The organism is Anaerobiospirillum succiniciproducens DSM 6400, assembly GCF_000482845.1.
Classification (GTDB): Bacteria; Pseudomonadota; Gammaproteobacteria; order Enterobacterales; family Succinivibrionaceae; genus Anaerobiospirillum; species Anaerobiospirillum succiniciproducens.
Map to the genome: position 1 here is coordinate 1 of NZ_AXWV01000059.1, position 25,903 is coordinate 25,903.

A 25,903-nucleotide genomic window follows, 5' to 3' on the forward strand; every position below is an offset into this window, starting at 1 on the left:
AAAAATTGATCGCCCAGGTGGTGAAATTGGTAGACACAAGGGACTTAAAATCCCTCGGACTAAACATCCGTGCCGGTTCGACCCCGGCCCTGGGCACCAATACATAAAAAGATGCGAAAGCATCTTTTTTTGTATCTACTCAAAATTAACCACATCTATTTTTACATAAAACCTCAACTCTAATGGTTTTATCTAAGGTCGTTGTGTAGCATCAGCCTAATTAGCTATCTTCCCTGCCATCTCATGTCAGTGCTATTTTCTCGATTAAGCATTGCGCAGCATCATGCCTCCTAGTTTCCTTAGCTTACAGCTCTGGCAAGCACGTACTGCCGTTTATGCTTTGGTTTGGTGGTTTGGATTGCATGTCCTGCTTTAATCATTAGCACTGCAGACTATTTAACCACTTGCTACTAATTCAGTGATTGCTTGTGGCTGTGTCTTACTTGCTTTTGTGTCGTTACTGCTTTGGAGCGTCACTTAGCTGACGGTTTCGCAGCGTGCCTATAAGTTACTTGCGGTTGGGCACTTAGCAGTGTCTGCAAGTGCTATCTCATCGCTGGGTACTTACCAGAGGCTGCATTTATAGCTGGGTACTTGCCTGTGGCTGAAAGTTTGGCTTATCGGTAGCTGCTAAGCAAAGGATTTGCTTAGGATGGCATCCGCGTGGCCTTGGTTTGGCTTTTGTGGCTGCGTATATAAGAACGGCCGCATAAGCGGCCGTTCAGGGTATGAGTATATGGTGGTACTCATATTAGTTTAGTTGCTTCGTTCTAAATAATCTTAGAAGATGTCAAATGCCTGGTTTTCTTCAGGAGTTGGAGCAGGAGCGGCTTGCTCAGCTGCTTGATCATTTTGCTGAGGAGCAACAGGTCGACCATCTGGACCAATCTGCATTGGGCCCTGAGCGGCACCAAATGACTTATCTACAGCACCACCTTGAGTGCCTTGTGCAGCAGAACCATTTGCGCCTACTGGACGGCCATCAGCACCGATAGAGGCTGGACCACCGCCTGGAGCAAAAGGCATGACCTCAGGAGCAGGAGCTTGCTTTGGCTCCTCCTTTGGAGTCTCTTTTGGAGGCTGTGGACGTGGTGCGTTTGGATCGATTACCTCTTCCTCTTCTTCCTTTAATGAGAAGTCCTTAACTGCATAGCCTTCAGGCTCTTTTGACATGTAATCAGGCAGGTAATTAGGCTTACCTTGATAGAGCACGTTATAGTCGGTGCAGCTCTTCATAATCTTGTCAGAGTAATCAATGAAGCCAGCTAATGGGACTTCATAAATACGAGCCTTAGTGGCATCACCCTGCAGCATAGCAATCTTAAGCTCACCGCCCTCACGCATCTGTAAGAACAGGTCGCTTAATGAACGTTCTTGGGTCTTGGTGATAGGACCAAAGATAATACGGTTTCTACCAGAGAGCTCACCACGCAGTGAGTACTCTTGATTATTGTCGACGATGAAACGAGCAAAAACAAAGTCGTTCACACTGTCAAATAAACGGATGTCGAGACTATTAACCTTAATCTCAAAAAGAGGGGTTGGATTTTGTAAGATGCAGCCTACCTTGAAGGTATAAGAGTCAATCATGTTCTTATTGATCTTAATCATCAAAGCGTGGTGCAGAACAGCCTCTTTTAAAGATAAAAGCTTAGAGGAGCTGCCCTTTGCGTAGGCGTACTCTGGGTCTTCGACAAAGCGCCAGCTGTTAGCTGTTGAAACAGCGATATCACTAGATGCAAGTGCATTAGCACTCATCAGACTGCAGTATGCACAGCCTAAGGCTGCAAGTGTCAATCGAGTAACTCGGTTCAACATATAACTTCTGATCCGCTCTAAAAACAAATGTGCGTATATCTTACACCGTCATACGCATCTAACCTAATTTTGCACCCATTAAGAAGAATAGAATCTTCCATTATTGCTAGTTCGCTCTCGTAAAGTAGTCAAAAGATCAAAGCTAGGTAATGTGAGCTTATACATAATATGCTTGAGATGTACATAACAAGCTTGAGCTGTCACCTTATCTTACTTTTGAGCCTCAAGTGCATTCATTAGGCTTTGACTGTTAGGTCACACCTAGGCTTCAGGACGCAAATACATCACGTGCTTTCAGCCTTAAAAACAAAAAAGCAGACCTTGTGGGTCTGCTATTCGTCTACATGACAGTGTCAAAAGCGCTCATCACATCTTCACATACAGGCAAGTGCATGAGAATAGTCATACACATGGTTTGTTTTTAACTGATGGCGCTTGAAAACCGTCACTCTCTCAAACTAATCATCTAAGATTAGTAGAGGATACGGCACTTTAAAGTACCTGGAATCTGCTTAAGTAATGGAACGATGGCCTCTGGTTCGTTAGAGTTGATATCCATTACTACATAGCCCACATCACCTGAAGTCTGCAAGTACTGTGCCGCAAGGTTGATATCCTTGGATGCAAAGACCTCGTTGATCTTCTGCATGATACCTGGGGTATTCTTGTGAACGTGGAGTAAACGTGAGACGCTCTCGCGCTTAGCTGGCAGGGATACCTCAGGGAAGTTTACTGCAGTTAAGGTTGAGCCATTGTCGCTGTATAAAGCGAGCTTCTGAGCAACCTCAATACCGATGTTACGCTGAGCTTCCTCAGTAGCAGCACCAATGTGAGGAGTTAAGATTACATTGTCAAACTCACGCATTGGTGAGACAAACTCGTCGTTGTTTGATGCAGGTTCAACTGGGTGAACGTCTAAAGCAGCACCAGCAACCTTCTTGGATCTTAAAGCATCAGCTAAAGCGTCAATATCAACAACAGTACCACGTGAGGCGTTAACAAAGAAGACACCGTCCTTCATCTTAGCAAAGGCAGCAGCATCAATCATATTCTTGGTGTCATCGGTCTCTGGTACATGCAGAGTAACAATGTCAGCCTTCTCGTAGAGCTCATCTAAGCTATTAACCTGCTGAGCATTGCCTAAAACTAACTTTTTCTCAATATCGAAGAAGATAACCTTGAGACCTAAGCTCTCAGCAATGATGCCTACCTGAGTGCCAATGTGACCGTAGCCAATAATACCTAAGGTCTTACCACGAGCCTCATAACAGCCATGAGCTACCTTATTCCAACCACCACGGTGTAAAAGGGCATTACGTGCAGGAACGTCGCGCAGTAACTGTAAGTATTCACCAGTTACTAACTCAGCAACAGAACGAGTGTTGGAGTATGGAGCATTGAAAACTGGGATACCCATCTGAGCGGCAGCTTCAAGATCAACTTGATTAGTACCGATACAGAAACAACCAACGCCTACTAAACGGCTTGCGTGCTCTAAAACTTCACGAGTAAGCTGAGTACGAGAACGAATACCAAGGAAGTGAACCTTCTCGATCTTGTCGAGTAACTCTTGGCCATCATAGGCTTTCTTATCATACTCAACGTTGGTGTAGCCTGCCTGATGCAGAACATCAACCGCACTTGGATCGACACCCTCTAAAAGTAGGATTTTGATCTTGTCTTTGTCCAGTGATAATGCGTGCATATTTTCCTCTCTCGACCTTAACTGAAGTCTAAGCATTGCTTAGCTCCAAGATAAAGCGATGTGATGAGTTAAAGCGCTACCAAAGCAGGTCACTGCGCTTCGAAGCTAAAAGAAAACGGGTTGTAAAGGCATCCTAATTAGGATGTCTGCATTTTAACGCAAAGTACATTGCAATGCGCCATCTAGTGCAAAAAAGCTTACAAGCAAGCTCTCGTATCAAGCACTATCTTAATCTAACCCCTCACGAACTTTAGACACTGTCAAACTATGGTCATTGACCATGATCTTATGGCAAATGAGCACCTTAGCTACGCTGCACTAATAACTGAGTTACTGAGCGCACTACACGAGTAACTAAGCTACTGCGCTTTGCTACATGAATAACTGAGCTACTACGCTTCGCTACTCGAGTAACTGAGCTACTGAGCAACTTAGCGCACTACACGAGCCTGTATCGTACAGATAGTAAGGACATGCAATATCTAACAAGCTATGTCTAGCTCATGCATGTAATAGTTTAGTTTTGGTGTTGTGGGGGAGTTTAGTTTGGCAGCGTTTTTGATGTGTAAACCAATCACTGCACAAACTGAGAGTTTTGCTACCACCACTGCCTTGTAATTGAACATACGACAGTGGAGGTGCTAGAGGAGGTAAGACTCGTCGAGTATATCGATTAAGCCTTATTGTTACGACGGGCAATTACAGCGTCGTTGAGCTGCTTTAACATGATCTCGGTATCTTCCCAACCTACGCAAGCGTCGGTGATGGACTGGCCGTAATTAAGCTTAGAATTGTCATCGCAGAGATCTTGACGACCTTCTACTAAATGACTTTCGATCATGATGCCGAAAATGCTGTGTGAACCTGAAGCGATCTGATTGCAAACATCGGTGCAAACATCTAACTGCTTCTTGAACTGCTTTAAGCTGTTAGAGTGTGAGAAGTCAATCATGACGCGCTCTGGGAGCTTAGCCTTGCCAAGCATAGAGCATGCGTCAGCAACTGCCTCAGCTTGGAAGTTAGGAGTCTTACCACCACGTAAAATGATGTGGCAATCCTCGTTACCACGAGTATGAGCAATAGCTACATGACCCATCTTAGTAACAGTCATGAAGGTGTGCTCATGCTGAGCAGCAACCACTGCATCTACAGCAATCTTAGCAGAACCGTCAGTAGCGTTCTTAAAGCCAATTGGGCAAGACATACCTGAGGCAAGCTCACGGTGAATTTGTGACTCGGTAGTACGTGCACCCACAGCCGCCCAAGAGATGAGCTCATCGATGTACTGTGGAGAGATCATGTCCAAGAACTCAGTAGCTGCAGGCATACCGATAGCGTTGACATCAACTAAGAGCTTACGAGCGATACGCAGGCCGTTGTTAATGTCGTATGAACCATCCATGTTAGGGTCATTAATAAGGCCCTTCCAACCTACAGTGGTACGTGGCTTCTCAAAGTATACACGCATGATAACTTCGAGCTGATCCTTGTACTTTTCACGCAGTGGCAGTAAGCGCTGAGCGTATTCCATGGCAGCCTTGGTGTCATGGATAGAGCATGGACCGGTGATAACTACTAAACGGTCATCAAGACCCTGCATTGCGTTGTGAATGGCTTGACGGGTCTGAAGTACTAAGCTGTCGGCAGCTGGAGTGGTCGGAAACTTTTCGATAATGGCCACTGGAGGGAGCAGAGGTAACACGTTGTTAATCCTTGTGTCCACAATACCGTCGCGGAATAATGGCGGCTGTGGGATCATTGGTTCGTTAATCAGGTTCATAGAAACCACCTTTTTTTTCTTACTTGTTGGTGTAGGTTGGGTAGTAATAGTAGAAGCGAACTGCAACAGTTGAGAGGATTGATAACGCTGTGGTAAATCGCTCAAAGAGCTTACCGATCTTCGGTAATACTTGAATTACATTCATATCAATTGCTGGTCTATGTTCATAAGCTCATGCCTACTTACAAGACCTTTCCTTTGTTTCTGTTGTTGAATAACAAGCGCATGCGCTTGCAGTTCGGTCTAAACACTATGCCACCGTCAATATTTCTATAACGCGATGAACGTGTGACCTTAAAAAATACTAAGCTAAGCACTTAACATGGCGGCAAACAAAACAACCGACATTTAATAAAGATAATGAGACATCTAAGTTTTGCTTGAGAACCTTACATCAAGAGATGTATATGAGATTAACAAGAGCTATCCCCAGAGCAAAACAAATCAGCCCTCATCAGGCTTAAAAATCGTCAGTGCTAATCGCTTAATACTCTTTGCGTGCCGTATTTATGGCACAGGCCAAAGTGTTACAAGTGACCAATTAATAATCTAAGACAAGCTCAGATTTGTGTCTGACATTGTATGGAGTGATCTAATCAGTTACAAGCACACTACAGTATAGATAAGGCTTTACAGGTCAATTTGCTCTCATTTGAAGCAAGTCAGGTGCTATGCCCCATATATACGCACCATATTGGCGCACTTGTACATCATCCTACTTTACACGCCATTTGGCAAATGACTTTGACTTAAAACCATCACATTCGACCTATCCTATTTACAGTGCAGACTCCCCAAAAAAGAAGCTCACCATACAAAAACCTAAGCCCACCATAAAACTCCACTCCAAAGTATATAAAAGCTCACTAGCAGAGCCCATCAAAGGAAAATAGATCCCCACAACGATGGCATGTACTTCAAAGCACACAAAAGTAAAGGACGTATCCGAAGAGTTGAGTTAGCCAAGATCAAAAGCAGCGCCGCACCTAGCCTAAGATCTTAAGACTGGCCATAAAACCAATATCAAAAGATGGCAACGATCAAAGCAAGGCTGTCTTTCCTGTGGCAAAAATAAGACGGGGTAGATCTTTAGTGAAAACCAAATCACTACCCCGTCTGTGATGAATAGTTGAGGAAAGTAAGAAGAAAACTTTCAAGGACGAGCCTTGTTAACAGGCTATACCTCGAGATCAGCTAAGCCTTGTAAAGAGTCGCCTGTGAAACGATAAGTTGTCCAATCATCCATAATGGTTGGGTTGTACTTCTTATAAAACTCGATGGCATTGGTATTCCAATCTAAGCAATCAAGTTCTAAACGGCCGCACTTACGCTCAATAGCAATGCTAGCTAATACATGCAGTAAGAACTTACCATAACCAAGCTTACGGTACTCTGGTATTACGAACAGATCCTCAAGATGAATACCACCCTTGCCAAGGAAAGTAGAGAAGTTGTGATAGAACAGAGCAAAGCCAACTTCGTTGCCTGATGAATCTAACGCAAAAACTACTTCTGCAGTTTTGCGAGCAAATAACCAGTCCTCAAGCAACTCAGGTGTGGCAGTAACCTCAGACTCAAGATGCTCAAAGTGAGCTAGATCTTTAATGAATTTGATGATGAGCGGAATGTCAGCACGCTCTGCAAAACGATAATTCTTAGTTGCCATTTGTAACTCCTTTGTTCTTGAGATCAAATGTACATTTGTCTCGCCTCATGACAGTGAAGAGCAAGCTTAAAAAAGCCTAGCCATTTACACCCAAAGCCCAAAAACACTATCACGCACCTTTAATCATACGCCCGCCACAAACTCTAGGCTTACTTGAGTTTAGTTGGTTGTCAAAAATGAGATTGAAATCATACAAAAGACATGTCAGACCTAGATAAAGCATTACTTTCAAACACGTTAAAGGCTCTCAAAACAACAAAGGCACAGCCGCTACACCATGAACAGCTATGCCTTTGTAGAAACTAAACCAAATTACTACCCACAGCGCCCAATAAAAATCAATCGGGCCAAAAAGGCTGCAAAATCAAGCTATTAAGCTAAAGGTAGAGTCTTAGTTTTTGATTGTTTAGATGTCTAAAGTTAATGTAACTGGGCAGTGATCAGAGCCAAATACATCCTTTTCGATAGTGGCATCTTTGATGTTGTCTTTAAGCTCTTCTGAGACGAAGAAGTAATCAATTCTCCATCCTACGTTCTTCTCACGAGCACGCATCTTATATGACCACCATGAGTACATTTCCTCAACATTGCCGTGAACATGACGGAATGTATCAATGTAGCCGGCCTGAGTGAACTTATCTAAGAAGTCACGCTCAATCTGTAAGAAGCCAGTGTTGTATACATTGGTCTTAGGACGGGCTAAGTCGATTGCCTGGTGAGCAATATTAAAGTCACCACAAACAACAATTGGCTTAGTCTTACGCAGTTCCTGAGCATACTTAAAGAAGCTATCAAAGAAGCCCATCTTATATGGAACGCGCTTAAACTCGCCCTTAATTGGCTTACCATTCTCGTCTAAGACTTCACCACCGCCATTTGGGAAATAGCCATTGAAGAAGTGGAACTTCTCAAACTCTAAGTGAACAATACGACCTTCACCTTGGAAGGCCTCTTCTGGGAGCTCTAACTCAACGCTCTTAGGCTCGATCTTAGAGAAAACAGCAGTACCTGAGTAACCCTTCTTAACTACTGATGAGCAGAAGTATGAGTGATAGCCAGGCTTATTAACGATCTCTTCAGGAATCTGCTTTTGCTCAGCCTTAGTCTCCTGAAAACCAATAACATCGTACTTATCCTCGGCAAACCAATTGAGCCAAGCCTCTTTTTGAGCTACAGCACGGATGCCGTTTACATTCCAGGATGCAAGCTTAATTTCCATTAGTGCAAAATTCCCTACTCTACCAAATCATCTAACGCTAGCAAGCAATGCCCAAGCACTAGCCTATACGAGAGCTAGGCTAAAAAGCACCAAGGCTTAATAGCAGCCAGTCAAACCATCATAATAACCGACCTTGTTATCTTGGCACAAACAAACATGACTCTTATGCAAAATTTAGTCGGACAAACCATAGCGCTCGTATCTCCCTCCTTGCAAAACAAAGCATGGCAAGCCAAGCCAGTCTAAGCAAAGGCATGCCAAGATAAGCCAGCCTAAGCAAAAACATGTCAATCCAAGCCACACTAAGACATACTATTTTTCATAGTAAAAAAGCTTCAAAGCCACAATCACATACGCTCCACGCAAATTTTTTAGCATGAAGTCATCATCAAACTATGCAAGTGGTATGATGCCAAAAGTGCAGAGCCTATATGCTCTAAGGAGGTTGAGATGAAGACACCTGCATTGGACTTTTTGGCCAAGAACAAGGCTAGCTACAAGGTTTATGAATACGAAGCTGATACCCACGACTTTGGTAAGCATGCGGCCCATGCTCTCAACATGGACGAGAACAAAGTTTTCAAAACTATCATCCTCAACCACGATAAGACATACGTTACCTGCATTGTGCCAGTCAGTGGCCGTATCTCTTTAAAGACAGCAGCCCGTGCCGTTAAGCTCAAGGAATTACAAACAGTAGATCCAGCTACTGCGCAAAGAGTTACTGGCTATGTTGTTGGCGGCATTAGCCCCTTTGGACAAAAACGTCGTTCCATTACCATTCTTGATGAGTCAGCACTCAATCAAGAGGAGATATTGGTATCTGCAGGCAAACGTGGCATGTCTGTGGGCATGAAACCACAAGATATTGCCTCGCTACTTGATGCAGTCATTGCCGATGTAGTCGAAAAGACCGCTCACGATTAATGCCCCAAGAGCTAGCAAAGATATTCCCTTAGCCACATGTACAAGCTAAGCTAACCGTGCAAGCACATGTGCAATAGCTATCATGCAAATGATAACAAGGCTAGCCTAGCAACAACATCGTAAACTGTTCTTGCCACAGCGGCATTCATTTGTTGCAACAAAACTTACTAAGCGGCAATAAGACACATTCAAAGATGCTAATGTCTTTGATAGGTAGATACAGACTAAGAAAATATCTCGCTGCACAATCAAGCAACAAACAGCATATACATGCGGCTTAGCAACTTAAATGTGGCCGCAATTGAGTAAGACTTGATCACGTTATTATAGATTTTATCTATCTTGGGTATAAGCTTTGCGTGTATGCTAACTAACAAGTCAGTGAATAACTGACCAAAAGAATCTTGCCTAGTACAAATGGAGATGACTTATGGCAGTCGAAAACATCATCAACTTCTTCAACGCATTAGACACCAACGAAGCTCTGAACTATGAGTTCTCCGCTATTCCAGCTTGCGACACCTTCAAAGAGCAGCTCGTTAAGTTAGCTTCTAAGTACCACTACGACTTCACCTTAGAAGAGCTCAACGAAGTTGCTGAGGCTGCTAAGCGTCTAGCTGACGGCGAAGAGGCTAAGGACGCTGAATAAGTCCATCTCAAACAAAAGCATTACTGCAGGCAAATTGCTCATCAGTGAGTGCTTTTGATCGAGCATTTTAAGCAAAGCTAAACTCAAGCATCAAAGCTTAAGTTTGGCTTTGTTTGTTTTTCGGCCCCAAATAATCAAAAGCAATCTACATAGCACTACAAAAAAGAGTTGTACAACCACGACCTACCTCAGTGCACATCCCTCTTTATCACCATTGTCACTTAAGCAATTTTTCCTGCTACAACTTAAACCTATCCCTCAGTGCTGCACTAAAGAGTCTTTAACGCAAGATAGCGAGCAACTGCCTCTTCAAGATAGAGAGCACCTGCCTCACAGCGCTGTAGCTAATCTATTCAAATAGCTCATCAGTTGCATATTTTTGCACCGACCACAACGACTTAATAGATAACTGAAAGTCCTATTTCATAGAAACTCAAATGATCATATTTTTATGACAATTATCTCGTGCTAAATTGGCCTCTAAATGCACTTGTACGTCAAATTATTTGCACAGCTAATGCGCGTCTTTTGCAAAATAAGATCTAGATTGCAAAAGCTTGCACAGCTGCAAATTGGCTTTCTACCGACGTTCATAAGCCTTATGCACTTAACACTAGCTCAATGCACTCAGATAGCACTTGCAATGACATGCTAAAACTTATCAAAATGCTGTATCATAACTATCATTAATTCGCTGAGTGCAAAGCTTTTATGCTTAAGCTGCATCGTACTAGTCGCAGGCGCTTAACGATGATTCGTACATTTTGATTTGGAGACCGATCATGAGAACACCTCTTGTAATGGGCAACTGGAAGCTCAATGGTACCAAGGAGTCCGTTACTGCTTTGGTTAATGCTTTAAAGGAGCCAGCAAACAAGGCTGCAGGCAAGGCTGAAGTTGCAGTATGTGCCCCTGCCGTTTTCATTGGCATGGTAGAGCAGTTATCTGCTGGTTCTAAGCTTGCCTACGGTTCAGAAGATTGCGATATCCACACCTCTGGCGCTTACACTGGTGAAAACTCTCCTGTAATGTTACGTGAGTTCGGCTGCACCTACGCTATCGTTGGTCACTCCGAGCGTCGTGACTACCACAAGGAGTCAAACGAGTACGTCGCTCAGAAGTATCAGGCAGCTCAGCAGAACGGCCTTATCCCTGTTCTTTGCGTTGGTGAGTCCGAAGCTCAGTTCGACGCTGGTCAGACCATGGACGTTGTTCGCGATGAGTTAAAGGCTGTTATCGATCTTTGCGGCATCGATTCTTTCAAGAACGCAGTTATCGCTTACGAGCCAATCTGGGCTATCGGTACCGGTAAGACTGCTACCCCTGAGATTGCTCAGAAGGTTCACGCTGACATCCGCGCTTACTTAGCAGAGTTCTCTAAGGAAGTTGCTGACGGCGTACGTATCCTCTACGGTGGTTCTTGCAACGCTAAGACTGCTCCAGAGTTATTTGCTCAGGCTGATATCGACGGCGGTCTCGTTGGTGGTGCTTCTCTGAAGGCTCCTGACTTCACTGCTATCATTGAGGCAGCTGTTGCTAACGCCTAATAGCGTTAAATAGCTTTAATGAAGGTGGCAAGCAAAGCCTACACTTTTAAAAGTCGAGTTTTCTTGTCATCTTCTTATTAAGTAAGGGGCTGTATGCTCTTGTTAGCATCAAGCTCACGCTCCTTACTTAACAAGATATCAACTCATAACTAAGAGTAGATTACGCCATGCAAGTATGTACATGTATTACATCTGAACAAGCTAGCGCAATCATGCTTAATATTAGTTATCAGTGCTTATCTTTATTAGCGTTTACACCATTGTTACAAGATAATTTAGAGAGCTAGGCGACCGTCAGCTCTTTTTTCGTATCTAAAAAATACTGTGTGATCAGTATCACATTGATTCGTAAAGATGTACAATGGTAGGTAAACCAAGCTACTTTAAGTAACTGCTTACAAATTCTCTAAGCAGCCACTTAGCAGCTTTAAGATGAGTCGATCTTGCAGATGCAATAGCGTCTACAAGGTGATTAGCTTGAATGCATTAAGGTATACACAAAATCATTCAAGATGTTTGTTTTACTAAGGCACTCTTGCATTAGCATGCAAATCCTTAGTCGATAATTTGCCGTAGCAGGGCTTTGTTACGGTGAATTATGAGTGTGATTGCGACTTATCTTACCCACGAGTTCTTTTTTGCTTTTGTCCGGCTCGGGAAACAAAACATGGCTATTAAAAAGATTGGTATTTTAACCTCCGGTGGTGACGCTCCTGGTATGAACGCTGCAGTTCGTGCTGTTGTACGTACCGCTTTAGATTACGGCTACGAGTGCTGTGGTATCCTTGATGGTTACTTAGGCCTTCACGAGGGTAACATCATCCCATTAGAGCGCGTCAGCGTATCTAACCTGCTCAACCGTGGTGGTACTTTCTTAGGTACTGCTCGCTTCCCTCAGTTCAAAGAAGAGCACATCCGTAAAGAGTGCGTTGAGGTAATGAAAGAGCACGGTATTGATGCTTTAGTAGTTGTTGGCGGTGACGGTTCTTTCATGGGTGCAAAGCTCATCTCTGAGCTCGGTTTCCCATGCATCGGCGTTCCTGGCACTATCGATAACGATATTGCAGGTACCGATACCACTATCGGCTTTGATACTGCTCTTAACACTGCTGTTATTTGTATCGACCGCTTACGTGACACCTGCTCTTCCCACAAGCGTATCGCTGTAGTTGAGGTTATGGGTCGTCACTGTGGTGACTTAGCTGTTTCTGCAGCTATCTCCTGCGGTGTGGAAGCTGTTTTAGTTCCAGAGAAGCCATGGGATAAAGAGACTGTTTACTCCTCAATCGAGAAGTCCATTGCTGCAGGTAAGCGTCACGCTATCTTAGTTGTTTGCGAGAACCAGACTGACGTTCACGCAATGGCTAAGGAGCTTGAGGATCGTACCGGTCTTGAGACCCGTGCTACCGTTATCGGTCACATCCAGCGTGGTGGCGTTCCATCAGCTGCTGACCGTGTGTTAGCCTCTCGTATGGGTGCTTACGCTGTTGACCTTCTGCACCAAGGCCACTCCGGCCGCTGCATCGGCATTCAGCGTGGCGAGCTCGTACACCACGACATTATCGAGTGTATTGAGCACATGAAGCATAAGTTCCGTGCTGATCAGTATGAATTAGCTGAGGCTTTAAGCTAGTTTATTGGCCCTGTAGGACTTGTAGAGCTGTTGCTCACAAAGCAAAGCGGGAGGCATTCGCCTCCCTTTTGCTTATCTGCCCACCTCAAAAAATCTCAACCCATCTAAAAAAATCTCACGCCCCTCCAGCGAAGCTCTCTTTGCTAAGCAAGGCAATCAAAAAAAAAGCCCCTATCTTAAACGCACGTAGCACGCAATATGCGCCTCATACAGCCACATCATTAAGAAAAAAATCAGCCCACGACACTCCAACCAAAACGCCTCTAAGAGCACTCTACGCTCGTCTATGCACCTTACAGCACATGCACTGCAAACTAAGCTGCCCAAAATAAGAAAAGGCAGCCACCAAGGACTGCCTTCTCAAAAAACTTAGTGAACCCTCACTCTAAGCTATTAGCCAAGTAAGCTTAAGCCAAGCTGAGGACGGGTATTAGCCTGCATCAGCATAGAAGCAGCTGCCTGCTGAATGATGGACTGCTGAGACAGGTTTGCAGACTCTTCAGCAAAGTCAGCATCTCGAATACGTGAGCGTGCATCTGCCTCATTAGCTGCAACGTTAGACTGGTTACGGATAGAGCTCTCAAGACGGTTCTGGATCGCACCTAAATCGGCACGCTTAGCATCTACATCAGCAATCATTTTATCCATCAGAGCTATAGTGAGTGCTGCACCAGAAGCTACGGATAAGCCAAAAGTAACGGCGCTGTTCTGAATCTTGATAACATTGTCATCATTAGTCTTCTTAAAACCAGTGCTGTCAGCTCTGCTACCAATTTTTGAGAACTGCATGTTATCAATGGAAAACTTAATTGTATCACCCTTATTAGAGCCAACCTGTAATGTAATGTTGCCTGCTTTTCCCTTATCGTTGCCGTTTGCTTTAGAGAAGATAGTTAACTCATTCTCTTGTTGTCCATTAAGAACAAGCTTGCCTCCATAGGTTGTTTGTTTAGCAATACGGCTGATTTCATTAGCTAAAGCGGAAGCTTCTTTTGAGAGTGCTGCTTTGTCTTCGCCAGTATTTGTTCCATTTGCTGCTTGCACTGCAAGGGTACGGATCTTCTGGAGCATGCCAGAAATTTCATCCATACCTGACTCAACTGTCTGGGCAAGGGCGATACCGTCAGATGCGTTGCGGTTACCTTGGTTGAGGCCGTTAATCTGGGAGGTTAAACGATCGGCGATCTGGAGGCCTGCAGCGTCATCTTTTGCGCTGTTAATACGCATACCGCTTGATAAACGCTGGTATGTAGTAGTCAGTGAGTTCTGAACATTGCCTAAGTAGCGCTGGCCCTGAAGAGCTGAGTAGTTTGTATTTACATATACTGCCATGGCCTTTCTCCTAATCTAATTATGCTCGATACCACAATCAAACAGGTGATAGAGGCCTGTTTTGCAAGAGCATGTTGGTGATCTGAGGTACTTCGTAGCGAAGAGACCTCCAAGATCTCAAGCTATCGCGAGAAAGAACTCCTTTCTCTACTTATGTTTACGGCTATCACCGATATTAATTAACAGCCATTTTCAAAACTTTTTTAAAGGCACCCATTTTTACGAAAGTAATACGGATTTCGCCTTAACCCCATGAAATACAAAAGGCCCTGAAACCTTGCAGAATCAGGGCCCTTTTAGAATTCAAAAGAAATCTTAAACTATGCTATTAGCCAAGTAAGCTTAAGCCAAGCTGAGGACGGGTATTAGCCTGCATCAGCATGGAGGCAGCTGCCTGCTGGATAATGGACTGCTGAGATAAGTTTGCAGACTCTTCAGCAAAATCAGCATCACGAATACGGCTACGAGCATCAGCCTCATTAGCAGCAACGTTAGACTGGTTGCGGATAGAGCTCTCAAGACGATTCTGGATGGCACCCAAATCGGCTCGCATACCGTCAATCTTAGAAATGGCAGTATCCATAAGCTCAATAACGTTGCCAATATAGGTATCTGCAGTACCCTGGGCGAAATCTGCCTTAGTGAAGGTTACTGTGACTGCTCCAGTGTTTTTATCTGTTGCGAAGATTTTGCCAGCCTGAGCATCTACCATTTGAGCGAACTTACCATGTCCAGCTCCAATCTTGGAGAACATTACTGAATCAACGTCAAATGATATAGTGTCGCCCTTATTCGATCCGACCTGCAAAGTCATAGTGCCAGTTGCGCCAGCTGTACCTGCAGTAGTACCACCACCACCAGCATTAGCATCCTTACCAAATAGTGAATTTTCACCCTTACCGTTTAAAACAGTCTTGCCAGCATAGGTAGTTTGCATGGCGATACGGTTTACCTCGGTAAGAAGGGCAGAAGCCTCTTTTGAAAGTGCAGCTCGATCTTGTGATGTGTTAGTGCCATTAGCTGCCTGTACAGTTAAGGTACGCACTTTCTGGAGCATGCCAGAGATTTCGTCCATACCTGCTTCGATGGTCTGAGCTAATGCAATACCGTCTGCAGCGTTACGGTTACCCTGGTTGAGTCCATTAATCTGGGATGTTAAACGGTCAGCGATCTGAAGGCCTGCAGCGTCATCTTTTGCGCTGTTAATACGCATACCGCTTGATAAACGCTGATATGTAGTAGTCAGTGAGTTCTGAACATTGCCTAAGTAGCGCTGGCCCTGAAGAGCTGAGTAGTTTGTATTTACATATACTGCCATTTTGGTAGCTCCTCAGATTAACCTAACAGGCTCAGACCGAGCTGTGGACGGGTGTTAGCCTGCATCAGCATAGAAGCAGCTGCCTGCTGAATGATGGACTGCTGAGATAAGTTTGCAGACTCTTCAGCAAAATCAGCATCACGAATACGTGAGCGAGCATCAGCTTCGTTAGCTGCAACGTTAGACTGGTTGCGGATAGATGACTCAAGTCTGTTCTGGATCGCACCAAGATCAGCACGCATTCCATCAACAGTTGCAATAGCCTTATCCATAAGCTCTATAACAGATCCTATACCATCTTTTGCAGTTTGATCAGCGAAGTTGGCTTTTGTAAAAGTAACAGTAACAAAACCAGTCGTATCATTAGTCCCAAATACTTTGTCAGTGCCTGCTTTAATCAGATCGTCAGCTTTACCAGTAAGTTTAGAGAACATAACTGACTGAAGGTCAAATGATATAATATCTCCCTTATTGGAGCCAACTTGTAGAGTCAAGGTGCCTGTATCACCTGCTTTTCCTGCAGTGCCATTTTGACCATTACCACCACCAGCATTGCCTGCAGGTCCTAAGATTGAGTCATCGCCTTTACCATTCAATACTTTCTTACCAGCGAAAGTTGTCTGTGTGGCAATGCGATTAATCTCGGTTGCTAAAGCGCTTGCCTCTTTTGAAAGTGCAGCACGATCTTCTTTTGTATTAGTTCCATTTGCAGCTTGTACGGTTAAGGTACGAAGCTTCTGGAGCATGCCAGAGATCTCGTCCATACCTGCTTCAACAGTCTGGGCTAATGCAATACCGTCTGCAGCGTTGCGGTTACCTTGGTTGAGGCCGTTAATCTGGGAGGTTAAACGATCGGCGATCTGGAGGCCGGCAGCATCGTCTTTAGCGCTGTTAATACGCATACCGCTTGATAAACGCTGGTATGTAGTTGTCAGTGAGTTCTGAACATTGCCGAGGTAGCGCTGGCCCTGAAGGGCTGAATAATTGGTGTTTACATATACTGCCATGGTCTATCTCCTAAATCTAATTATGCTCGCTACACAATCAAACAGGTGATAGTGGCCTGTTTTGCAAGAGCATGTTTATGATCTGAGGTACTTCATAGCGAAGAGACCTCAAAGATCTCAAGCTATCGCGAGAAAGCGTTGCTTCTCTGGTTACTTTTTCGATATGACCGCGCTAAGCACAACATACAAAGCCTCGTAAATTGTTTTGTAGCCTCTACCTTCGGAACATAATGCTATTCCTATAGATACACCAAACAATTTAACAAAAAGCATACATACGTCATTTTGCTTTCTATTATGTGAGATCAGCTATGGTTTTAATAATTTGTTAGGTAGCATTTGGCTCTCAAACAAAATATGAAACGATCCTATTTAATTTAGTTAATAACGCTAAGCTAGATACACCAGGCAAGTATTTGAGCATTGTATATATGCAGTTTGTCTTCAGCTATGATAAGTGTAAGTGTAGATGTCAATGTCTACTAAGAAACACTAACCGTGGATAGCTTGCATGGTTGCTTTGATCTCAGAGAGATTAGTGCATGGGTTGGAGTACTCGTCTGCACCAGGGATCCCCATGTGCACGCTCGGGTTGGTGAAGGCCATTTGGGATTTGACCACATCTTTTGCAGAGAAGTGGAATTGCTCAATCTTGGTAGTATTAGCGATCTCAGCGATATTAGTCTTGTTAACACCGGCTGCAGCAATATAGATAGGATGATGAGGCTCGGCATTAAGCTCTCTGAGCTTAGCCATGCCCTTATGAGCAGATGCTTCACCACCTGATGTGAGGATGTAATCCACGTGGTAGCTGTGGAGTAGCTTTGCAGCGGCATTCAGATCTGCACACATATCAAAAGCACGGTGGAAGGTTACAGTCATGCCTTGTGCTCTAGCAACAGCTTCTGTGAGGAAGCTTTCGTTGATAGTGCCGTCAGCGTTTAATGCGCCGATAACTACACCTTTAGCGCCTAAAACTTTGGCCTGCTCAATGTCTTGGAGCATCATCTCTAAGTCATCAGCATCATACAAAAAGTCGCCACCGCGTGAGCGAATCAACACATTCACAGCTAAAGCATCACTGCCTATCTCAACTGCTCGCTTAATCAGCGCATAAGATGGAGTTAGACCACCCTCAGTTAGACCTGAGCACAGCTCCACACGATCAGCGCCCGCCTCTAAAGCAGCTTTAACTCCTTGCAAAGAGGTTACGCAAATTTCGAACTTAGCCATAGTATGCCCTCAACACTTACTCACTAAGTTAATCATAGCAAAGCAAGTTAGGCATAGATCGTTTAGTGCAAACTGAAAGTTCTAAGAGCAAGTACTCTGCATTTTTGGAGCTTATAAAACGCACAAGGCCCGATCATAAAACTCGGGCCTTGTGTATGGCAGTTAAAGTTACTGCCATGAGAAGCTTGGCTCATCGTGTAGATACGATGCACTCTTTGCCTTATCGTGGATTAGACGATACGGCGTAAGGACTCACCCTTGTGGAAAGCCTCGAGGTTCTCGCCAAACTGCTTAACTAAAGCGATTAAGCAATCGTGAGACATCCAGGCCTGGTGAGGGGTTAATAAGAAGTTATCGTTCTTCTGCAGCTGAACATATGGGTGATCTGAGGTTAAAGGCTCTACAGATGCAACGTCAGCAGCTGCACCAGCGATATCGCCGTTTAAAACAGCCTTAACTAAGTCCTGCTCATTTACTACACCGCCACGAGCGTTGTTAATGATGATGACGCTCTTCTTCATGGTAGCGATTTCTTTTGCAGTAATGAGGTTCTCAGTGTCTGCATTGAGAGGGCAGTTAACGGTTAAGAAGTCTGCCTGAGCAATAGCCTCAGCAAAAGCAGTGTAGCCTGGACGAACAGCGCTAGCATTACGATGCTCTGCCTTGATAACGTTCATACCAAATGCCTTAGCGATCTCACCAATACGTGAGCCAATAGAGCCTGAACCACAAATAGTTAAGGTACGGCCCTTAAGATCAACGATTGGGTATGGCAGCTGGCAGAAGCAGTTAGCGTTAACCCACAGGCCATCTTCCATCTTCTTACGGGTCTTAATCATGGAGCGGGAGAGCATTAACATCATAGTGATAGCGTGCTCTGCAACAGAATCAGTGCTATAACCCTGAATGTTTGCTACACCAATACCGTGCTCTTTGCAGTAGTCGATATCAATGTTGTTATAGCCAGTTGCTAACTCAGCAATGAACTTAAGCTTAGGGCACTGAGCTAAGACCTCAGCGGTAAGCTTGCTCTTGTTGGTCACAATGATGGTAGCATCCTTAACGCGCTCAACTAACTCCTCAGGAGCAGTAGTTTCATAGGAAATCCACTCGTGCTCAAATGATGGGCGTGGGAGTGGGTACTCTGAAGGAATAGCAATGGCATCAGTGTGAACAATCTTTTCCATGACAAAATCCAATAAATAAAACTCAAACAGACAACCTCGTATTAATCATGGGAGAAAGTACTATGCATAGTACCTTGTGTACAAAGACCATGATAAAGGTGATTATTAAGATTGTAGCATCTAGCCAAAAGTAAAAGCGGGGCATAGCGCTCGATTTTGACTAATACATGATTTATTGCCGAGATAATATAGCAATACTTGTCTGTGAGTCTTGTTGGTTTTGCCTAAAAACAGATGAGGCTACATCAATAAGATGCAGCCTCATCATAAGCCTTAGGATTTAGGCAGCATGAGCTGCCTTGAGTCACGCTATAAAACAGACTTCATTATTTGATACTTACGTTATCTACTTTCTGTTGGCTAGTCTTAATGGCCTCTTCAAGTAAACGAGCGTGCATAGCAGTGATGCTTAAGATGAGCTCGTCAGTCTGAGCAATGCCTTTGTCATTGGCATTTGGATTAAGGGTAGTGAAGACTACACGCATCTCATCATAGTAGTAAAGGTAAGCATCGTGAGCACGCTTTACTGAGAGGTGGCAAGCATTTGGATCGTAGTAAGTATCGCAAGCCTTTAAAGCGGCGCTGTAGTTGCTCTCAGCTAAGTTATTGAGGTTCTCCTGAGCCATAGCAGTACAGTCAATCTTAGCATCAGGAGTCTTTGCTAAAGATAAGCACTGCTTAATGCTCTTATCAGTCTCTGAAAATACAGGAATAGTCACGTCAGACTTGTCAGCAACAACGTTAGAAGCAGCTAAAGCGTTGCTTGAAAAAGTAGTAATTGCTAAAGCCATACACATGGCAACTGAACTTTTAAAATACTTGCTCATAATAAGTACCTTTTACGTACATGAATGTAGTTCTACACGGCTGCGTGGGTCGCCTGACTGTTAATAAATGCGAAGATCGCCGTTTTCGTCTAAATCGTCAAAGTCGCCCGCCTCATCTTCAAAGACCTCATCGTCATCAAAGACTTCAGCATCTTCATCCTCTTTAGTATCTAAGTGAGTTTGATGGGCGTCCTGAGTGCTAGAGATAGCTGCACTTGATAGTGCGTCAGTATCGCTAGCTGCAGCACCTTGCTTATTAAACTTAAATGAGTCTGGCTGGAAGATAACTTTAGAGCGCTCTAAGGAGCTCTTGTACTCTTTAAGTAAGTTCACCAGCTCTTCAACGCTAAACTCTGATTTTTCAAAGAGCTTCTTTTGATCATCTACGTCTAAAGCAACATAGTCACCTAAGTTAAGCTCACTTGGCAGGGTTAAAGAGCCAACTGCAACACGCACTAAGTCCTGCACTTGACAGCCGACTACCTCAAAGAGGCGCTTAACCTCATGATAGCGGCCTTCAGTTAGCTGAACCGCAGCCCAATGTTCGCCCGCACAATCAAGATCGCTAGTATCAAGAAGAGTTAAAGTTGCAGCCTGATAGCGCTTTTTCTCCTCAGGATGCTTAATACCTGAGGCAAACGCCTTAATAGCACTTTCAGGAACAGCCTTATCTAAACGTGCTAGATAGACTTTGGAGACTTCTTTTTTAGGCGAGGTAATCTCATGGTTAAGATCGCCATCATCAGTAACGATTAGCAGACCAGTAGTGTCGATATCAAGACGACCAGCGCTATGTAACTTCTCTAAATTAAGCTCATTTCTAAACAAAGAAGTAACAATGGCGTGGTTCTTATCGCGATCAGCGCAAACGTAGTTATACGGTTTATTGAGCAAGAAGACGCGCTTTTTAAACGCATCAGATGCTCTGACGAGTTCAACATCACCATCGTCATCAGGCAAGGCATCATTAAATCCAGCGATCACGATGACTGAGTGCACGCAAATCTTGGCAGCTGAATCAGTAATGACCTCATCATCAACGGTTACATCGCCATTCTTAATGAGCTTGGACACATTAGAACGGGACATTCCAGTAAGATGGGAGACAACCTTATCTAAACGCTGAACTTCTTTGCCTGCTTTGGCCACATTGGACTCCTATACATAAATCATCATCTAGGCATTTCAAATAAAAGACATGCGCACATGGCGATGTTTCTCTACTGCTTGCAAAGCACTTTAGAGAAAAGCCTGGGCACTTTCTATATTCTTTGTATCAGAATGCTTAGAAAGTGAAACTGTCTACACTAAATAATGGATTATGGCACAACCTAGCGTCAAGAAATCACACTATGTAAATAAAAACATACAAAGCTAATAATGTGTATTCAAAACTCTAAAAAAGATGTCAGTCAACACAGATAAGACTTACTGCCTGTGCTATACGGTGTGCTTGGTAGCTACGATTGATAATGGGCTTGATATCGACTATTGATGGTGAGCTTAGTCGCTACGATTGAAGATGGGCTTTACTGAGGGGCTTAGGAATGGCAGCGTTATGAGGTAAAAACAACAAAGGCAAATCCATTGTTGCTTTGAAGCCTTGGATTTGCCTTTGGGTATATTAGGCTCGATTAATTGAGCCTAGAGCTTAATGGTGTTTTTGCTTGATTAAGCGCCGTACTTACGCATTACGATAGTTGCGTTAGTACCGCCAAAGCCGAAGCTGTTGGACATAACAGTCTTCAGATCAGCCTGACGAGTCTCAGTTACGATATCAAATGGCTTAGCGTGCTCATCCATCTCAGTGATGTTGATAGAAGGAGCAATGAAGCCATTTTCTAACATGAGTAAGCTATATATAGCCTCATTAACACCAGCTGCGCCTAAAGCGTGACCAGTCATAGACTTAGTTGAGGAGATTGGAGGGCACTTCTCGCCAAATACGTTGCGAATTGCCTCTAATTCCTTGTTGTCACCTAAAACAGTTGAGGTGCCGTGGGTGTTGATGTAGTCGATTGGACCTTCAACGCCATTCATAGCCATCTTCATGCAGCGGAAAGCGCCTTCGCCTGATGGAGCCACCATGTCAGCACCGTCAGAAGTAGCGCCAAAGCCAACAATCTCGGCAATGATGTTAGCGCCACGAGCCTTAGCATGCTCTTCTTCTTCGATTACCACGATACCGCCACCAGCACCGATAACGAAGCCATCACGATGAGCATCGTATGGACGTGATGCAGTTGCTGGGTTGTCATTGTAAGCGGTGGACAGAGCACCCATTGCGTCGAATAAAGAGGCAATAGTCCAGTCAGCAGCTTCACCACCACCGGCGAAGATAATGTCGTGACGACCTAAAGCAATCTCATCACAAGCAGCCTGTATACAGTGAGCTGAAGATGCACAGGCAGAGCTAATGGTGAATGATGCGCCCTTAATCTTAAATGGAGTTGCCAGACAGGCTGAGGTGGTTGAGCTCATGGTCTTGGTAACAGCATAAGGGCCAATACGCTTTACGCCCTTGTCGCGCAGGATATCAGCTGACTCAACAGTAGTACGAGTAGAACCACCGCCAGAGCCTACGATAAGACCAGTACGAACGTTAGACACATCAGACTCTTGCAGACCGGCGTGCTCAATTGCTTCTTTCATAGCAATGTAAGAGTAGGCAGCAGCCTCGCCCATGAAGCGCAGATCGCGACGATCAATGTAGTCCTTGAAGTCAACGTTGACCATGCCTGCAACTTGTGAGCGCATACCCATAGCTGCAAACTCTTCTTCTCTGACGATACCTGAGCGGCCTTGCTTCAAGGACTCAAGTACGGCGCTCTTTCCCACACCAATGCCGGAAATAATTCCGTAGCCTGTAATAACTGCTTTACGCAATGCCATCTGGTTTTCTCCCGGAAGACGATCCTTATAGAATTCTTGTGTATTGTAGCTGCATGGCTAGTGTATCGATACTAAAAGCTTATGTTTAAGGCAAAAGGAGCAAAGTACAGCCATCTGTACATACATAAGTTTTAACTATCAGCATTGGTTAAAAGCGTCTTAAACGGTCATTAGACCATTGTTGTAGCCGCTTTTATAGCCATACTTTTCCTGACAAAGCAAAGATCAGGAAACATCAGCTACTTACAGCTCAAAGATAAACACCCAAGCAACTGATGAGCAAGTCAACTTTTAGCCAAAATCTCTTTTTGTGAAGTTATTTTTGCCACATTGAGACCTTATAAATCACTTTATAAAGCACTATCCCAACTTAATCATTGGGGCAAAAAACTTTGGCTAAAACTTCTAGCAGCCAAGATAAAAACATCTTAGCCACAACTGCGTTTAAATGATATCACAGCGCTAATTGCCCATTTACGTGCCTAGTATTCCTAATATACCAAGCAAAACAGCATTCAACTTATCTAGCTATCCTTAACCTCAATGGTCTTAGCTAAAGGAGCAAGCTGTTGCACTTAAGCTTTAAGAACACCACGAGCATGTACTGACTAAAGATTCAGCATGCACGCTCAAACTTTATCTGAGTCATAGAAGCTGATGAATGTCATCTCGCAACTTTCTAATTATACGATGCACATTTATAAAAATGATGACTCTGATTGTATTTCTGTAGCATAACTCGCAACAATTGAAAGTGCTTTAGTTGGCAAAGATGCGCTATCTCATAGAACATCACAGCTGCAATACTTATAAACAATTGGCTTATTTATCGGCATTAAATGCCAAAAACACTCAAGTATCATGTAAATACAAGTTAGTCTCATCTACATAAAGTTATATGAGTTTAGGAGTTTGCTAAACCACCAACTTTTATTGGTTGTTGTGCCATTGCTAAGCACCATGATTGAGCCTAATCCTTTACCAAAGCGCCTACTTTAGAGTTACAGACATATACACATAGCCATAAGCTCTTGTTGTTTATAAAAAAAGCACCTGCCACTAATGCCACTAAGAGATAGAAAACTACTCCTAAATACACCCAAAGCCTATCTCAACCCCAAAAAATCATCGTATTTACGCAAGAGTATGCGCAATTACTTGCAGCTTAATTAGCTGAGGCATACTCAAATGAGCTCTAGCAAAATGCATGAAGTTGCTAAAAATTTGCAACAAGTTTTGCTACAATGGCCGCCGCTCTTTTCACAAGCACAAGCAAACCTAACTTAGGTTCATATAAAAGCTTGGTGGTGAGCAAATGAACAGACGCGACAGTTTAATGGTGCGGCATGACTGGCAACTAACCTAAAGCCTATAGTCTTAGTCGTATCAGCTATACAGTCATGTTGCCTCAAAACTTGTATTTGAGGATGTAAGGCTGGCAGAGCATTAATCTTTTGCTGCAGCTTTTACTTAACTAGTCTCTGTCGTGAATTGCGCTTCTATTGTCTCTTGTCATTTAGTACGTGTTAGCTATGTTAATGCAATCTACTTTCTATCAGTTTACCGTCAAGTCTTTACTCGCTGGTGTTCTTATTGGCCTTGGCTGTGTTATCTACGTGGCATCACCAATTAACTATGTAGGTTCCTTCCTCTTCTCTTTAGGCCTGCTCACCATCATGGTAAAGGGCTTATATCTGTACACTGGTAAGGTTGGCGACTGGAACGTCAGCTCCACTTTCCGCCTCATCTATATGTTTGTACTCAATGGCATGGCCTGTGGTGCAACAACCTATCTCTTCTCCCTTACTCGCATCGACTTAAGCCACATCCATGATGTTGTAGAGCACAAGTTAGGCGATCCATCTATGCTCTCATCCTTCATCCTGGCTATCGGATGTGGCGCAATGATGCATATTGCCTACTCTGGCTTTAACAAAGGTAAGCATCCTTTATATGTCATCATGCCAGTTATGTTCTTTATGCTCGCTGGCTTTGAGCACAGCGTTGCAAACTGTGGCTTCTTTGCAATGGCACAAGTTGACATGAGCTTAACTGACTGGACTCGTCTTGCTCTAATTGTTCTGGGCAATGGCGTAGGCTCTTGGGTATTTACCAAGTTCTTACATGATCCAGATGCTCACGGTGTACCACCTTGCTTTGGTAGCGATGAAGAGATCCACCACATCAAGCAGTCATTAACTGACCATGCTTCTGGAACATTATCTAGCGATAAGCGCGAAGTAGCTAAGCGCATCTAAATACGCCAAACTAAAAATATCGGTTTAATAATCTAATCCAAGCCCAAAAGTGGCCCGGGGCGCTCTACCAACCTAGAGCGCCCCATTTTTTTCAAACCAACCGACCTAGCACGCATCATCTGCAAGCACCAGCACCATACGCAATGCTCTATCTGCAAGCAACAGCATCAGACGCACTTCTCTGTCCGCCTAACAGTCTCTCTCAGAGCAAAAACAGCCACTCATCAAAACATTCACAATTTGAGTGCCTGGACTCACATGACAAAGAACATTGCTAATGCCATTAAATGAGCTCAAATGTAAAGATGCAAAATCTTGACTGCATCCACATTAGCCTAAGAACTCATGCATGGAACTCTCGACGACTGCGGTAACGATTCATGAGTTGCTTTGGCAAGTGGGGAATTATAGCCATCATTGTTGTGCTTAGTTTACTTAGCCTTCAAAACTCTTAGGCAAGTTTATGCCTATAAAGGTAATACAAGTAGATGACAAAGCTTTGCGCATAGTCTGATTGGATAGCTGGGCAATTAAAGATTTGCAAGGCTGTAGTGGGGGCCTGTATTAAGCGCGTATCATGCATTAAGTTATGCGTTGATGGGCATATAAAACGCGGTTGCGGCACTTGCAATTTGCTTAACTTTTGGTCAAACATGCTGAAAATCAAGTTTGATAGTGTATAATAGCCCCGGCTTTTTGGCGTTCAGGCCCACTTAGAGCTGTTATTTATGAGCTTTTAACAAATAGGCGTAATTCTCCACCTATAACTTCAAGAGTTTAGGTGGCGATGTAAGCCTAAATATTTCTAAGATTAATATCATTAGAAAAGTATTCAAAAATGCTTCTGTAAAGAAGCTATTTGATAGCGGCTGCGTGTTTCAGCCGATATGGGTAACTTGTTAACC

19 protein-coding genes and 1 tRNA gene are annotated in these 25,903 nt (G+C 43.9%); 6 read left to right on the top strand and 14 right to left on the bottom strand.

Going from position 1 to position 25,903, the window contains the following annotated elements; translation table 11 throughout:
• Positions 1 to 11: 11 nt before the first annotated feature.
• Positions 12 to 99 (top strand) — tRNA-Leu (locus H524_RS0108445).
• A 681-nt stretch (positions 100 to 780) separates the two neighbouring features.
• Here the strand turns inward: H524_RS0108445 and H524_RS0108450 are convergent.
• The 6 genes from H524_RS0108450 to H524_RS0108475 all read right to left on the bottom strand — a co-directional run bounded on the left by H524_RS0108450 (position 781) and on the right by H524_RS0108475 (position 8,188).
• Positions 781 to 1,818, bottom strand: a complete 1,038-nt coding sequence (locus tag H524_RS0108450) for a hypothetical protein (RefSeq protein WP_156907588.1) — start codon at positions 1,816 to 1,818, stop codon at positions 781 to 783.
• Between the two features lie 472 nt (positions 1,819 to 2,290).
• Positions 2,291 to 3,523, bottom strand: a complete 1,233-nt coding sequence (gene serA / locus H524_RS0108455) for a phosphoglycerate dehydrogenase (RefSeq protein WP_027939902.1) — start codon at positions 3,521 to 3,523, stop codon at positions 2,291 to 2,293.
• Positions 3,524 to 4,196: 673 nt separating this feature from the next.
• A complete protein-coding gene (aroG, locus tag H524_RS0108460; RefSeq protein ID WP_084281723.1) occupies positions 4,197 to 5,303 on the bottom strand; it encodes a 3-deoxy-7-phosphoheptulonate synthase AroG in 1,107 nt (368 codons plus the stop codon).
• A gap of 19 nt (positions 5,304 to 5,322) precedes the next feature.
• The gene (locus H524_RS17870) at positions 5,323 to 5,448 is read right to left on the bottom strand and encodes a hypothetical protein (protein ID WP_281171312.1); all 126 of its coding nucleotides are present in this window, start codon (positions 5,446 to 5,448) and stop codon (positions 5,323 to 5,325) included.
• A 1,032-nt stretch (positions 5,449 to 6,480) separates the two neighbouring features.
• The gene (locus tag H524_RS0108470) at positions 6,481 to 6,969 is read right to left on the bottom strand and encodes a GNAT family N-acetyltransferase (protein WP_027939904.1); all 489 of its coding nucleotides are present in this window, start codon (positions 6,967 to 6,969) and stop codon (positions 6,481 to 6,483) included.
• 406 nt (positions 6,970 to 7,375) lie between these two features.
• Positions 7,376 to 8,188: an exodeoxyribonuclease III gene (locus H524_RS0108475; protein WP_027939905.1), complete on the bottom strand. Its 813-nt coding sequence runs from the start codon at positions 8,186 to 8,188 to the stop codon at positions 7,376 to 7,378.
• Positions 8,189 to 8,638: 450 nt separating this feature from the next.
• Here H524_RS0108475 and ybaK point away from each other — a divergent pair, with 450 nt between their 5' ends.
• From ybaK to pfkA, 4 genes are all read left to right on the top strand, one after another.
• Complete coding sequence (gene ybaK / locus H524_RS0108480) at positions 8,639 to 9,115, top strand: Cys-tRNA(Pro) deacylase (RefSeq protein ID WP_027939906.1); 477 nt, start codon at positions 8,639 to 8,641, stop codon at positions 9,113 to 9,115.
• A gap of 430 nt (positions 9,116 to 9,545) precedes the next feature.
• Positions 9,546 to 9,764 (top strand): Nif11 family protein, encoded by a 219-nt coding sequence (locus tag H524_RS0108485; protein ID WP_027939907.1) that lies wholly within the window; start codon positions 9,546 to 9,548, stop codon positions 9,762 to 9,764.
• A 782-nt stretch (positions 9,765 to 10,546) separates the two neighbouring features.
• Positions 10,547 to 11,311, top strand: coding sequence for a triose-phosphate isomerase (gene tpiA, locus H524_RS0108490; RefSeq protein WP_027939908.1), 765 nt, complete (start codon positions 10,547 to 10,549; stop codon positions 11,309 to 11,311).
• Between the two features lie 667 nt (positions 11,312 to 11,978).
• Positions 11,979 to 12,944: a 6-phosphofructokinase gene (gene pfkA, locus H524_RS0108495; RefSeq protein WP_027939909.1), complete on the top strand. Its 966-nt coding sequence runs from the start codon at positions 11,979 to 11,981 to the stop codon at positions 12,942 to 12,944.
• Positions 12,945 to 13,337: 393 nt separating this feature from the next.
• Here pfkA and H524_RS0108500 read toward each other — a convergent pair whose 3' ends face one another.
• From H524_RS0108500 to fabB, 8 genes are all read right to left on the bottom strand, one after another.
• Positions 13,338 to 14,276, bottom strand: a complete 939-nt coding sequence (locus tag H524_RS0108500) for a flagellin N-terminal helical domain-containing protein (protein WP_027939910.1) — start codon at positions 14,274 to 14,276, stop codon at positions 13,338 to 13,340.
• Positions 14,277 to 14,604: 328 nt separating this feature from the next.
• A complete protein-coding gene (locus tag H524_RS0108505) occupies positions 14,605 to 15,594 on the bottom strand; it encodes a flagellin N-terminal helical domain-containing protein (RefSeq protein ID WP_027939911.1) in 990 nt (329 codons plus the stop codon).
• 17 nt (positions 15,595 to 15,611) lie between these two features.
• Positions 15,612 to 16,601, bottom strand: coding sequence for a flagellin N-terminal helical domain-containing protein (locus H524_RS0108510; RefSeq protein ID WP_027939912.1), 990 nt, complete (start codon positions 16,599 to 16,601; stop codon positions 15,612 to 15,614).
• A 492-nt stretch (positions 16,602 to 17,093) separates the two neighbouring features.
• Positions 17,094 to 17,834, bottom strand: coding sequence for a copper homeostasis protein CutC (locus H524_RS0108515; protein ID WP_027939913.1), 741 nt, complete (start codon positions 17,832 to 17,834; stop codon positions 17,094 to 17,096).
• 230 nt (positions 17,835 to 18,064) lie between these two features.
• Positions 18,065 to 19,021 (bottom strand): D-2-hydroxyacid dehydrogenase, encoded by a 957-nt coding sequence (locus tag H524_RS0108520; protein WP_027939914.1) that lies wholly within the window; start codon positions 19,019 to 19,021, stop codon positions 18,065 to 18,067.
• 326 nt (positions 19,022 to 19,347) lie between these two features.
• The gene (locus tag H524_RS0108525; RefSeq protein WP_027939915.1) at positions 19,348 to 19,848 is read right to left on the bottom strand and encodes a hypothetical protein; all 501 of its coding nucleotides are present in this window, start codon (positions 19,846 to 19,848) and stop codon (positions 19,348 to 19,350) included.
• A 60-nt stretch (positions 19,849 to 19,908) separates the two neighbouring features.
• The gene (locus H524_RS16600; RefSeq protein ID WP_052339008.1) at positions 19,909 to 20,997 is read right to left on the bottom strand and encodes a pseudouridine synthase; all 1,089 of its coding nucleotides are present in this window, start codon (positions 20,995 to 20,997) and stop codon (positions 19,909 to 19,911) included.
• Between the two features lie 522 nt (positions 20,998 to 21,519).
• A complete protein-coding gene (fabB, locus tag H524_RS0108535; RefSeq protein ID WP_027939916.1) occupies positions 21,520 to 22,734 on the bottom strand; it encodes a beta-ketoacyl-ACP synthase I in 1,215 nt (404 codons plus the stop codon).
• Between the two features lie 1,538 nt (positions 22,735 to 24,272).
• On the opposite strand from fabB, the gene H524_RS0108540 reads away from it, so the two are divergent.
• Entirely contained in the window at positions 24,273 to 24,998 is a 726-nt protein-coding gene (locus tag H524_RS0108540; protein ID WP_084281724.1) for a formate/nitrite transporter family protein, read from the top strand.
• Positions 24,999 to 25,903 lie beyond the last annotated feature (905 nt).

Bases quoted from the DNA above. Each gene is read 5' to 3' on its own strand.
- tpiA (WP_027939908.1), top strand. From the start codon at position 10,547: ATGAGAACACCTCTTGTAATGGGCAACTGGAAGCTCAATGGTACCAAG.
- H524_RS0108485 (WP_027939907.1), top strand. From the start codon at position 9,546: ATGGCAGTCGAAAACATCATCAACTTCTTCAACGCATTAGACACCAAC.
- H524_RS0108450 (WP_156907588.1), bottom strand. From the start codon at position 1,818: ATGTTGAACCGAGTTACTCGATTGACACTTGCAGCCTTAGGCTGTGCA.
- H524_RS0108540 (WP_084281724.1), top strand. From the start codon at position 24,273: ATGTTAATGCAATCTACTTTCTATCAGTTTACCGTCAAGTCTTTACTC.
- H524_RS0108510 (WP_027939912.1), bottom strand. From the start codon at position 16,601: ATGGCAGTATATGTAAACACCAATTATTCAGCCCTTCAGGGCCAGCGC.
- H524_RS0108475 (WP_027939905.1), bottom strand. From the start codon at position 8,188: ATGGAAATTAAGCTTGCATCCTGGAATGTAAACGGCATCCGTGCTGTA.
- aroG (WP_084281723.1), bottom strand. From the start codon at position 5,303: ATGAACCTGATTAACGAACCAATGATCCCACAGCCGCCATTATTCCGC.
- serA (WP_027939902.1), bottom strand. From the start codon at position 3,523: ATGCACGCATTATCACTGGACAAAGACAAGATCAAAATCCTACTTTTA.
- H524_RS0108520 (WP_027939914.1), bottom strand. From the start codon at position 19,021: ATGGAAAAGATTGTTCACACTGATGCCATTGCTATTCCTTCAGAGTAC.
- ybaK (WP_027939906.1), top strand. From the start codon at position 8,639: ATGAAGACACCTGCATTGGACTTTTTGGCCAAGAACAAGGCTAGCTAC.
- H524_RS17870 (WP_281171312.1), bottom strand. From the start codon at position 5,448: ATGAATGTAATTCAAGTATTACCGAAGATCGGTAAGCTCTTTGAGCGA.
- H524_RS0108470 (WP_027939904.1), bottom strand. From the start codon at position 6,969: ATGGCAACTAAGAATTATCGTTTTGCAGAGCGTGCTGACATTCCGCTC.
- H524_RS0108505 (WP_027939911.1), bottom strand. From the start codon at position 15,594: ATGGCAGTATATGTAAATACAAACTACTCAGCTCTTCAGGGCCAGCGC.
- pfkA (WP_027939909.1), top strand. From the start codon at position 11,979: ATGGCTATTAAAAAGATTGGTATTTTAACCTCCGGTGGTGACGCTCCT.
- H524_RS0108500 (WP_027939910.1), bottom strand. From the start codon at position 14,276: ATGGCAGTATATGTAAATACAAACTACTCAGCTCTTCAGGGCCAGCGC.
- H524_RS0108515 (WP_027939913.1), bottom strand. From the start codon at position 17,834: ATGGCTAAGTTCGAAATTTGCGTAACCTCTTTGCAAGGAGTTAAAGCT.
- H524_RS0108525 (WP_027939915.1), bottom strand. From the start codon at position 19,848: ATGAGCAAGTATTTTAAAAGTTCAGTTGCCATGTGTATGGCTTTAGCA.